Origin of the sequence: Pseudomonas sp. WSY_20, from assembly GCF_043104335.1 — a bacterium.
GTDB classification, from domain to species: domain Bacteria; phylum Pseudomonadota; class Gammaproteobacteria; order Pseudomonadales; family Pseudomonadaceae; genus Aquipseudomonas; species Aquipseudomonas parafulva_B.
This window is the reverse complement of sequence record NZ_JBICKP010000013.1, coordinates 3,940-16,241: the sequence shown is the minus strand read 5'-3', so window position 1 is coordinate 16,241 and position 12,302 is coordinate 3,940. Positions and strand designations below refer to the sequence as shown.

General features: G+C 66.9%; 2 protein-coding genes (1 of these 2 running past the window's edge). Both read right to left on the bottom strand.

The features are described 5' to 3' along the window. Positions 1–2,652, bottom strand: partial view of a non-ribosomal peptide synthase/polyketide synthase gene (locus ACF8E5_RS02075; RefSeq protein ID WP_392474846.1) — the beginning only. The gene continues 15,036 nt to the left of window position 1, outside the view; only the first 2,652 of its 17,688 coding nucleotides appear in the window; its start codon is at positions 2,650–2,652; the stop codon falls past the left edge of the window. After that, on the bottom strand, positions 2,652–12,302 hold the full coding sequence (locus ACF8E5_RS02070; protein WP_392474845.1) for an amino acid adenylation domain-containing protein: 9,651 nt from the start codon (positions 12,300–12,302) through the stop codon (positions 2,652–2,654). The genes ACF8E5_RS02075 and ACF8E5_RS02070 overlap by 1 nt, the downstream gene beginning before the upstream one ends.

Here is a 12,302-nt window from a genome sequence, read left to right as displayed (position 1 = left end):
GTTGCCGAACGGGTCCGGTACGAACCTTTCAGCAGTGAGCGCCGGGCGCTTGAGGTAGCCACGGGCCAAGCCCTGCCCGCCCAGGTACAACTCACCCGGGATGGCCAGGGGCAACAGGTTCAGGTCGGCATCGAGCACATACGCGCGCCGTTCACCGACGCGATCGCCAATGGGCGCATAGGCCGCACCGCAGCTGTCCTGTTCGCCAGCTTTCCAGATCAGGGGGGTGACCACGGTTTCGGTAGGGCCGTAGCCATTGATGATATAGGTCGGACGCAGTGCGCGCCGAGCAATGGCGTAGCTGGCCTCGGACACCGCATCGCCGCCGAAGCAGTACACCCGCATCGGCGGTGGGTTGCCATCGCGCTCGGCGTGCTCGGCCAGTTGCTGAAGGTAGACCGGTGGAAACGCAGCGACCGTCACCCCATGTGCATGCATGGCGGCATAGGTTTGCTCCGGGGTCCACAGCTGCGGGTCGCGGATGAGCAGCGAAGCCCCGTGGGTCAGGGGCGTGAGCCAGCGTTCGTGGGCACCGTCGAAAGCGAATGACATGAAGTGCAGTTCGCAGTCGGCCGGCGTCATTTCGTAGCGCTCGCCAATGGCTCGGCAGTGCATGGCGATGGGGCCATGGGCCACTGCCACCCCTTTGGGCAGGCCCGTGGAACCCGAGGTGTAGATGACGTAGGCCAGGTTATCGGCCTGGGCGGCGTTCGCTGGCGCGTGGCAGGGTTGCGCGGCCAGGTCCATGTGGTCCAGGGCCAGGGTTGCCAAGCCATCCGGTACCGGCAGGCGCTGCATGAGCGCGCTGTCGCTGAGCAGCAGGGCCATGCCGCTGTCCTGCATCAGATAGGACAGGCGCTCGCGGGGGTATTGCGGGTCGAGCGGCGTATAGGCACCGCCGGCCTTGAGCACCGCCAACAGGCTCACGACCATCTCAAGGCCACGCTCCAGGGCGATACCGACCAGCACTTCCGGCCCCACCCCTGCTGTGACCAAAGCATGGGCCAGGCGATTGGCCTGCTGATCGAGCTGGGCAAAGCTCATGCGCTGCTCGCCAAACAGCAAGGCGGTGGCCTGCGGGGTTTGCGCAGCCCACTGGGCAATGCGCTCGTGCACCAGCGGGCCGTCGGCATGGCGCAGGTCCGGGGCGTTGCGCACGGCGTGCAGGTGCTCATGCTCATCGACGGCCAGCATCGGCAGTGCAGCAACGCAGCGCGACGGATCGCCGACGAGGCCGCGCAGCAGGGTCAGCCAATGGCCCCCCAGGCGCTCGATGGTGGCGGCATCGAACAGGTCGCACGCATAGGTCAGCGACGCCCACAGGCCGTCTTCACCCTCGACGGTGTCCAGCGTCAGGTCGAACGAGGCGCTGTGGCTTTCCCAGAACAGCCCTTCGATTTCCAGGCCAGGCACCTGCTGGGCACGTGGGTCGCGGCCCTGGCGCTGATGGTTGTACATCACCTGGAACAACGGGTTGTGGCTCAGGCTGCGGTCTGGCTGCAAGGCTTCGACCAGTTGCTCGAACGGCAAGTCCTGATGCGCCTGAGCACCGAGTACCGTCTGCTTGACCTGTTGCAACAACGTCGGGAAGGCCAAGGCCCCCTGCACATCAGCGCGCAGCACCTGGGTGTTGACGAAGAAACCCAGCAGGCGATCGGTCTCGACCCGGTTGCGGTTGGCGTTGGGCACCCCGACGCGAATATCGGTCTGGCCGGTGTAGCGGTGCAGCAGCACCTGGAACGACGCCAGCAACAGCATGAACAGCGTGACCTGTTGCTGCTGCGCGAGGGCTTGCAAGGCTTCGCTCAGCGCCTTGTCGATGGGCAAGTCGAAACGCGCGCCGCGCAGGCTTGGCTGGGCCGCGCGCGGACGGTCGGTGGGCAACTCGAGCACCGGTTGATGCGCGCCCAGTTGCTCACGCCAGTAGGCCAGTTGCTGCTCGCTGCCGCCGGCTTCCATCCAGCGACGCTGCCAGATGGCATAGTCGGCGTACTGAATGGGCAGCGCAGGCAGCTGGACCGCCCGCCCGTGGACCAAGCCCAGGTACAGCTGCATCAGCTCATCGACCATGACCTGCATCGACCAGCCATCGGAGACGATGTGGTGCTGCACCATCACCAGCACATGCTCATCGTCAGCCACCCTCAGCAGCCCCAGCCGTACCAGCGGGCCGTGCTCGAGGTCGAAGGGCCTGGCGATCTGCTGCTCGATCAACGCCTGCACTTGGGCGTGTTGATGCTCGGGTGCCAGGGTGGCCGGCAGGTGCAACGGCTCGATCGCGATCGGCAGTGAGCCATGCACGTGCTGGCAGGGCCGCTCGTCCTTCATCACGAAGGTGGTGCGCAGGGTCTCGTGGCGTGCCACCAGGGCATCGAACGCTTGTTGCAAGGCCTGGGTGTCGAGGTGACCGCGCAGGCGCAAGGCGGTAGGGATATGAGATGCGCTGCTGCCTGGCTCCAGTTGCCAAAGGAACCACTGGCGCTCCTGGGCGAAGGACAGCGGCAGGCTGTTTAACTGCTCGCGGATGACAGGAATTGGCAGGTTGCCGGGCGAGACCTTTTGTTCGGCCATCTTGGCCAGGTACTGGCGGCGCTTGTCCACGGGCAAGGCGATGAAACGCTGGGCAATGCGCAGGGCGCTGGCGTGATCCATTACACCGCCTCCATTTCGTCGAGCAGGCTTTCGAGCTGGTCGAGGGTGGCGGCATCCACCGCCCCGCCTTCGTGCTCCAGTTGGCGGGCCAGCTCGCCCAGGGTGGGGTATTGGAAAATCAATTGCGCAGTTGCCTTCATACCAAGCTCGAGTTGAATGCGTGAGACCAGGCTCACGACGAGAAGAGAGTGACCGCCCAGGTCGAAGAAGTGGTCGTTCAAGCCGACCTTGTCGAGCTGGAGCAGGTCCTGCCAGATCGCTGCCAGTTGGCACTCGACCGGGCGTTGCGGGGCTTCGTAGCCCTGTTGTGGTGGCGCTGCCTGGGGCAGTGGCAAGGCCTTGCGGTCCAGCTTGCCGTTGGGGCTGAGCGGCCACTGCTCCAGCAGCAGCCATTGGCCGGGGACCATGTAGCCGGGCAGGTTGGCCTTGAGGTGAGCCTTGAGGCGCTCGCGCAGCAGCGCCTGGCGGGTGGGCTCCAGGTCAGCACCGTCGACCAGCACGTAGCCGACCAGTTGCGCGCCAGCGGCGCCAGGCTGAGCCAGCACGACCGCTTCCCGGACTTCGGCCACCTCCAGCAGGCGCGCCTCGATTTCTCCCAGCTCGATGCGCTGGCCACGGATCTTCACCTGGTGGTCCAGGCGGCCGAGGTACTCCAGCACGCCGTCGGCGCGGTAACGCACCCGATCACCCGTGCGGTACAAGCGCTCGCCATTACCCAGAGGGCTTGCCACGAAGCGCTCGGCGGTCAGCGCCGGGCGGCGGTGGTAGCCACGGGCCAGGCCTACGCCACCCAGGTACAACTCACCAGCCACCCCTGGCACCACCGGTTGCAGGGCCGCGTCCAGCACATGGGTGTGCAGGTTGGCGATGGGGCGCCCGATAGGCACGCTGTCGCTGCCCTCCTCCACGCAGGTCCAGTGGGTGACGTCGATGGTGGCTTCGGTCGGGCCGTACAGGTTGTACAGGCCGGCCTTGGGCAGGCGTGTGAACACCTGGGCCTGGGCATCGAGCGCCAGCGCCTCGCCGCTGCACAGGATGCGTCGCAGGCTGTGGCACCCGTCCAGGTCCGGCGATTGCAGAAACACCTGCAGCATCGACGGCACGAAGTGCAGCGTGCTGATGCCATGCTGCTCGATCAGCGCCACCAGCTGCGCCGGGTCGCGGTGCGCACCGGGCTCGGCCACCACCAGTTGGGCGCCGGTCATCAACGGCCAGAAGAACTCCCACACCGACACGTCGAAGCTGAATGGGGTCTTTTGCAGCACCCGGTCAGCAGCGGTCAGCTCATAGGCCTGCTGCATCCAGTACAGGCGGTTGGCCAGGGCCACGTGGCGGTTGCCGGCGCCCTTGGGCTTGCCGGTGGAGCCGGAGGTGTAGATCACGTAGGCCAGGTGCTCCGGCGCCAGGTCGACGTGCGGGTTCGGTACGTCGGCCGGGTCTGCCTGCGGGGCCGGCAGTTCGAGTATCGCCAGCCCTTCAGGCACCGGCAGGCGCAGGCCTGGCGCATGCAGCAGCAAGGCCATGCGGCTGTCCTCGATCATGTAGGCCAGGCGTTCCTCGGGGTAGTCCGGGTCCAGCGGCAGGTAGGCACCACCGGCCTTGAGGATGGCCAGCAGGCCGATGACCAGCTCCAGCGAACGCTCGGCGGCGATGCCTACCAGCACATCCGGGCCGACGCCACGCTCGATCAGCTGCAGGGCCAGGCCATTGGCGGCGTTGTTGAGCTGGCGATAGGTGAGTTGACGTGGGCCGAATACCACGGCGCTCGCCTCGGGGCTGCGCTGGGCCTGCTGCTCGATCAGGCGGTGGACACAGTATTCGTCGGGGTAACGCTGCGCGGTCTGGTTCCAGGTGCGCGCAGTGTCCAGCTGTCCTGCGTCCATGAGTGGCAGCTCGGCCACTGGCGCCTGGGGGCTGGCAAGCATGCCACGCAGCAGGGTTTGCCAATGGCTGGCCATGCGCTCAAGGGTGCTGGTTTCGAACAGGTCGGTGGCGAAGGTCCAGGTCGCGCCCAGGCCGTCGGGTGTCTCGAAGGTGTCCAGTGCCAGGTCGAACTGGGCACTGTGGTGTTCGCCGCTCAGGGTCTGGACATCGAGCTGCGGCACCTTGAAGCCATCACCCAGCTGCTGGTCGAGCAGATTGCGATGGGTGAACATCACCTGGAACAGCGGGTTGTGGCTCAGGCTGCGTGCAGGCTGCAGGGCTTCGACCAGTTGCTCGAACGGCAGGTCCTGATGCTGCTGGGCGCCCAAAGCGGCCTGGCGCACTTGTTCCAACAGCGCCTCTACGGTCAGTTGCCCATCGAAGCGCGCACGCAGGACCTGGGTATTGACGAAGAAGCCGATCAGCCGCTCGGTCTCCAGGCGGTGGCGGTTGGCGACGGGCACGCCGACACGGATGTCGTCCTGGCCGCTGTAACGCTGCAACAGCGCCTGGAACGAGGCCAGCAGCAGCATGAACAGCGTGACGTTGTGCTGTTGCGCCAGCTGTTGCAGGCCTGTGGTCAGCTGCGTGTCCAAGGTCAGCCCCAGGCGGGCACCGCGGTAGCTCTGCACCGCAGGACGCGGGTGATCGGTGGGCAGCTCCAGTACCACCGGCTCATCGCCCAACTGCTCACGCCAGTACATCAGCTGACGCTCGCGCTCACCGGCTGCCAGCCAGTCGCGCTGCCAGTGGGCGTAATCCAGGTACTGGACGGGCAGCGGCGCAAGGTTGGGCTGCGCGCCGCTGGTCAGGCTGGCATAGCTCTGCATCCATTCATCGACCAACACCTGCATCGACCAGCCATCGGAAACGATGTGGTGCTGGACCAGGGTCAGCACATGGTCCTGTGCCCCCAGTTGCAGCACACCGATGCGCAGCAACGGCCCATTGATCAAGTCGAAGGGCTGGGCAGTCTGGACTTGGAGGAAGGCCTGGATCGCTGCGCCCTCCTCTTCTTGGCCCGCAACGGAGTGCACCGGCACAGGCAAACGCCAGTGGGCGTGGATGACCGGACGAACCTGGGCCTGCTCCTGGATGAAGGTGGTACGCAGGCTTTCGTGACGCTGCACCAGCAGGTTGAAGCTGTCTTCCAGCGCTTGCAGGTCCAGCTCGCCACGCAAGCGCAGGGCCATGGGGATGTGATAGGCGCTGCTGTGCGGTTCCAGCTGCCAGAGGAACCACTGCCGCTCCTGGGCGAACGACAGCTGCAGTGGCTGGTTGCGGTCCACCGGGGCAATCGGCGCGACGCGGTGGCCTTGCAGGGCGCTCACGGCCTGGGTGAAGGCATGCAGGGTGCTGTGTTCGAACAGCAGCGCCAGTGGCACCTCCAGGTCCAGTTCCTGGGCAACACGCGAAATCACCTGGGTGGCGAGCAGCGAATGCCCGCCCAGGTCGAAGAAGTGATCGGCCATGCCTACCTGGTCCAGGTGCAACACCTGGCGCCAGATGGCTGCAACGGTGCATTCGAGCTCGGTGCTCGGTGCCTGGAAAGCCTGCCGGGCTTGATCCAGATCAGGCGCAGGCAAGGCCTTGCGGTCCAGCTTGCCGTTGGGGCTCAAGGGCATTGCCGGCAGCCACACCAGGTGCGAAGGCACCATGTAGGCCGGCAAGGTCTCGGCCAGCCGGGCCTTGAGCTGGGCTTGCCAGGCGGCAAGATCAGCAGGCGCGCACGCCTCGGCCACGTAGCCGACCAGGTGCTGGCCTTGGGCATCCTGGCGGGCCACGACCACGGTTTCACTCGCGCCGGCCACCTCCAGCAGGCGCGCCTCGATTTCTCCAAGCTCGATGCGCTGGCCACGGATCTTCACCTGGTGGTCCAGGCGACCGAGGTACTCCAGCACGCCGTCGGCGCGGTAACGCACCCGATCACCCGTGCGGTACAAGCGCTCGCCATTACCCAGAGGGCTTGCCACGAAGCGCTCGGCGGTCAGCGCCGGGCGGCGGTGATACCCACGGGCCAGGCCTACGCCACCCAGGTACAACTCACCGGCCACCCCTGGCACCACCGGTTGCAGGGCCGCGTCCAGCACGTAGGTGTGCAGGTTGGCGATGGGGCGCCCGATGGGCACGCTGTCGCTGCCCTCCTCCACGCAGGTCCAGTGGGTGACGTCGATGGCGGCTTCGGTCGGGCCGTACAGGTTGTACAGGCCGGCCTTGGGCAGGCGTGCGAACACCTGGGCCTGGGCATCGAGCGCCAGCGCCTCGCCACTGCACAGGATGCGTCGCAGGCTGTGGCACCCGTCCAGGTCCGGCGATTGCAGAAACACCTGCAGCATCGACGGCACGAAGTGCAGCGTGCTGATGCCGTGCTGCTCGATCAGCGCCACCAACTGCGCCGGGTCGCGGTGCGCGCCGGGCTCGGCCACCACCAGTTGGGCGCCGGTCATCAACGGCCAGAAGAACTCCCACACCGACACGTCGAAGCTGAACGGGGTCTTTTGCAGCACCCGGTCAGCAGCGGTCAGCTCATAGGCCTGCTGCATCCAGTACAGGCGGTTGGCCAGGGCCACGTGGCGGTTGCCGGCGCCCTTGGGCTTGCCGGTGGAGCCGGAGGTGTAGATCACGTAGGCCAGGTGCTCCGGCGCCAGGTCGACGTGCGGGTTCGGTACGTGGGACGGGTCTGCCTGCGGGGCCGGCAGTTCGAGCGTCGCCAGCCCTTCAGGCACCGGCAGGCGCAGGCCTGGCGCATGCAGCAGCAAGGCCATGCGGCTGTCCTCGATCATGTAGGCCAGGCGCTCCTCGGGGTAGTCCGGGTCCAGCGGCAGGTAGGCACCACCGGCCTTGAGGATGGCCAGCAGGCCGATGACCAGCTCCAGCGAACGCTCGGCGGCGATGCCTACCAGCACGTCCGGGCCGACGCCGCGCTCAATCAACTGCAGGGCCAGGCCATTGGCGGCGTTGTTGAGCTGGCGATAGGTGAGATGACGTGCGCCGAACACCACGGCGCTCGCCTCGGGGCTGCGCTGGGCCTGCTGTTCGATCAGGCGGTGGACACAGTATTCGTCGGGGTAACGCTGCGCGGTCTGGTTCCAGGTGCGCAGGCCGTGCTGTTCACTGGCAGCGAGCATCGGCAGCTCGCCTATGGCCTGTGCAGGGCAGGCCACCATGCCGCGCAGCAGGGTCTGCCAGTGAGCGGCCATACGCTCGATGGTGGCGGCTTCGAACAGGTCGGCAGCGTACACCAGGGCCACGGAGATGCCCTGCGGCGTTTCCAGGGTCTCAAGGGACAACTCGAACTGCGCGCCGCCGCCGTCAAGCTGCAGTTCGCGGGCCTGCAAACCCGGCAGGCTGGTGCCAGTGGCAGTGGCGCCGACCGTGCTCAGGTGGTTGTACATCACTTGGAACAGCGGGTTGTGATTCAGCGCGCGCTGGGGGTTGAGCACTTCCACCAGGCGGTCGAACGGCAGGTCCTGGTTGGCCTGGGCCGACAACGTCACTTCCTTGACCGTCTGCAGCCAATGGCCTGACGACTGCTCAGGTTGCGGACACAAACGCATGACCAGGGTGTTGACGAAAAAGCCCACCACCGCCTCCAGCTCCTGGCTGTTGCGGTTGTTCACCGGCACCCCGATGCGCAAGTCTGGCTGGCCGCTGTGGCGTTGCAACAGCAAGGCGAAGCTACCCAGGAACAGCTGGAACAAGGTGACGCCCTGGGCCTGGGCCAGCTCGCGTACCTGACGCTCCAGGTCCTGCGGCAGGTGCAGGTCAAGGCGCCCGCCACGGTCGCTGAGCTGCGCCGTGCGCGGGTGATCGGTCGGCAGCGACAGCACCACCGGTTCACCCCCAAGGCGTTCGACCCAATAAGCCTGCTGGCGCTGCATCTCGCCTTGGGCCAGCCACTGGCGCTGCCAGTGGGCGTAGTCGGCGTATTGCACCGCCAGCGGTTGCAGGGGGCACGTATGGCCGGCATTGAAGGCGCTGTAGAGCTCGACGAACTCGTGCACCAACAGGCTCATGGACCAGCCGTCGGAGGTGATGTGATGCAGCGTCAGCACCAGCACCCATTCGTCCATTGCGCGCTCGATCACCTTGACCCGCATCAGGGGCCCCTGGTGCAGGTCGAACAGGCGCGTGATTTCGGCGCGCACCGCAAGCTCCAGCTGGGGTTGGCTGGCATCGGGCAAGGCCGTCCATTGCAGGTCCACCGCCCCGGCCGGCTGCACCTGCTGATAAAGCTGGCCATCCTCCTGGACGAACGTGGTGCGCAAGGCTTCGTGCCGTGCCAGCAAGGTGTCCATCGCCCGCTGCAAGGCCTGGCGATCAAGCTCGCCCTGCAGCCGCACGGCCAGCGGGGTGTGGTAGGCGGTGCTCTGGGGCTGCAGGGTCCAGTACAGCCATTGACGCTGCTGGGCGAATGACGCCGGCAGGCGCTCGCTGCGCGGCAGTGCCGCAACGGCCGTCTGTTCGCGGTAGCGCTCGCAGTGCTCCAGCGCCTGGGCCAGTTCACCCAGGTTGGCCGTGTCGAACATGGCCCGCAGCGGCAGGTCGAGCCCCAATTGGCGGCGCACCCGCGAGACGATCTGCACGGCCAGCAACGAGTGGCCCCCCAGGCTGAAGAAGTTGTCGCCAAGCCCCACTGCCGGCACCTTGAGCACCTGTTCCCAGATGCCCGCCAGGGCGTGTTCTCGCTCGGTCACAGGCGGCACGTGGGCAGCGGCGGCACGCGCCTGGGTCGGCTGAGGCAGCGCGCGGGTGTCGAGCTTGCCGTTGGCGGTCAGGGGCATGACGGCCAGGGCCTGGTAGGTGCTGGGCAGCATGTAATCAGGCAGGCGCGCTTGCAGCCAGGCTTCCAGTTGCGCCTGCGCGTCAGTGCCCGCATAGACCACATAGGCCACCAGTTGCGCATGGGCCGCTTCGCCCACCAGCAGCACGGCCGCGTCGCGCACCTGGGGCGCCGCACGCAGGGCCAGCAGCACTTCATCCAGGTCGATGCGGTAGCCGCGCAGCTTGACCTGGCGGTCGACACGGCCAAGGAACGCCAGCTCGCCCGAGGGCAGACGACGCACCCGGTCGCCTGTGCGATACAGGCGCGCACCCGGTGCGCCGAAGGGATCGGGCACGAAGCGTTCGGCGGTCATGCCCGGGCGGTTCTGGTATCCACGGGCAAGGCCGGCGCCGCCGATGTACAACTCGCCGTGGCTGCCCGGCGCCTGGCGTTGCAGGCCGGCATCGAGCACCTGGGTGCTGGTGTTGGGCAATGGCCGGCCCAGCACGATGGGGCTGTCTGCCGCGCTGAGGCTCTGGGTCAGTACGCCGACGGTGGTTTCGGTCGGGCCGTAGTGGTTGATGATGTCGCAGCGGCCCAGTGCGCGCAGGCGTTCGATCAGTGCAGGCGAACAGGCCTCGCCACCGAGCACCAGGCAGCGGGCAGGCAGCACCTGTTGCGGTTGGTCAGCGCCCAGCAGCGCCTCCAGGTGCGACGGCACGATTTTCAGCACGTCGATGCCATGGTCCTGCATGTAGGCGCCGAAGCGCTGCGGGTCGAGGGCCACGTCCTGCTCGATGATGTGCAGCGAGCGTCCGGAGCACAGTGCGCCGAACAGCACGGTATGCCCCAGGTCCGCCGCCAGGGTGGAGACCACCGCCATGCTGCTGGCGTCCTGCAGCGGCAGGGTCTGGAAAATGCCTTGCAGGTAGTTGCCCAGGGCGGCGTGGCTGACGGCCACGCCCTTGGCGGTGCCGGTGGAACCGGAGGTGTAGATGACGTAGGCCAACTCGGCCGCGTCGATTGGCCGCTGTGGGCCCCGTGCACTGACTTCAGGGCGAGCGGGGTCGAGCAACAGGGTCGTCACCCCGGCGAGCTGCGGCAGGCTGGCTTGCAGCGCCTGCTGGGTCAGTAGCACGCCGACCCGGCTGTCCTCGATCATGTAGGCCAGCCGCTGGGCGGGGAATGCCGGGTCCAGCGGTACATAGGCCGCCCCGGCCTTCCACACGGCCAGCAGGCCGATCACCATTTCCAACGAACGCCCGGCGGCCAGGCCGACGCACACCTGAGCACCGACGCCCAGCTCGACCAGTTGCAGGGCCAGCGCGTTGGCGCGGGCATCCAACTCGGCGTAGCTCAGGCGTTGCCCAGCGAACGTCAGCGCCAGGGCATCGGGAACGCGCTGCACCTGGGCCTCGAACATCTCCAATGCCGACGGCGCTGCCGGTGCCTGCGGGCCCGTGGCCTGCTGGTGCAAAAGCGCCGCCTGATGGGCATCGAGCAAAGGCAGTTGGTCCAGTGGCTGGTCGGCATCCTCGCTCATCGCTTGCAGCAGCTGCAGCCAGTGCCCGGCCATACGCGCGATGGTGGCCGGCTCGAACAGCTCGCTGGCGTAGGTCAGCGAGGCATGCAGGTGGCCACCGCGCTCGAAGGTGGTGAGGGTCAGGTCGAAGGGCGTGGGGCGGCTGCTCGCCTCCAGAGGGCGCAGCTCCAACCCCTCGCCCACCGTCATCACCTCGATATCGGCAACGTTCGGCAAGTGGTTGTACATCACCTGGAACAGCGGGTTATGGCTCAGGCTGCGGTCAAGGTCCAGGGCCTCGACCAACTGTTCGAAGGGCAGGTCCTGGTGCGCCTGGGCACCGGCGGCGGTCTGTTTCACGGCGCCCAGCAGGCTGGCGACCGACTGCTGCCCTTGCAGGGTGGTGCGCAGCACCTGGGTGTTGACGAACAGACCGATCAAGCCTTCGACCTCGGCCCGATTGCGGTTGGCCACGGGCACGCCGATGCGCAGATCGGTCTGGCCGGTGTGGCGGTACAACAGCACATTGAATGCTGCCAGCAACACCATGAACAAGGTCACGTTGTGCTGGCGCGCCAGGGCCCGCAGTTGTTCCGCCAGGGCGGGATCGATGACCAGCTCGTGACGCTGGCCGCGCTGGCTGGCCACCGCCGGGCGTGGAAAATCGGTGGCAAGCTCCAGCAACGGCTGCTCATCGCCCAACTGCTCGCGCCAGTAGTCCAACTGCCGCGCCTGCTCACCGGCCTCCAGCCACTTGCGTTGCCACAGGGCGTAGTCCATGTACTGGACAGGCAAAGCCGGCAGCGCGGGTTCAACGCCTGCGGCAAAGGCTTGGTAGGCCTGGACGAACTCGTCGATGAGCACGTTCATCGACCAGCCATCGGACACGATGTGGTGCAGGGTCAACAGCAGCACATGCTCCTGCGCCCCAAGCGTCAGCAAGCTCACGCGCATCAAGGGGCCGACGGCCAGATCGAAGGGTTGCAGCGCCTCTTGTTCGGCCAGCTCGCGCACACGGCGCGCCTGGGCATCGGCGTCCAGCTCAACCAGGCTGTGCTTGGCAACGTGCACCGGGTGTTTGGCAGCCACCTGCCGGACCTGGCCGTCTGCGCCTTCGGCAAACACCGTGCGCAGGCTCTGGTGGCGCTCTACCAGGCAAGCAAAGGCCTGCTCCAGCGCCGCCACGTTCAAAGGCCCGCTCAAGCGCACGGCGCTGGGCAGGTTGTAGGCACCGCTGCGCGGGTCCAGCTGCCAGAGGAACCACATGCGCTGCTGGGCATACGACAGTGCATCGCGGTCCGGGACCTGCACGTCGGCGGCGATGGGGAATTGGGAAAAGTCGATGCCTTCGGCGCGCAGGCCATCCAGAAACAGATGACGCTTGTCCACTGGCAGCTCTATGAAACGGCGGGCAAGCTTGAGGGACTTATCGGCATTCAT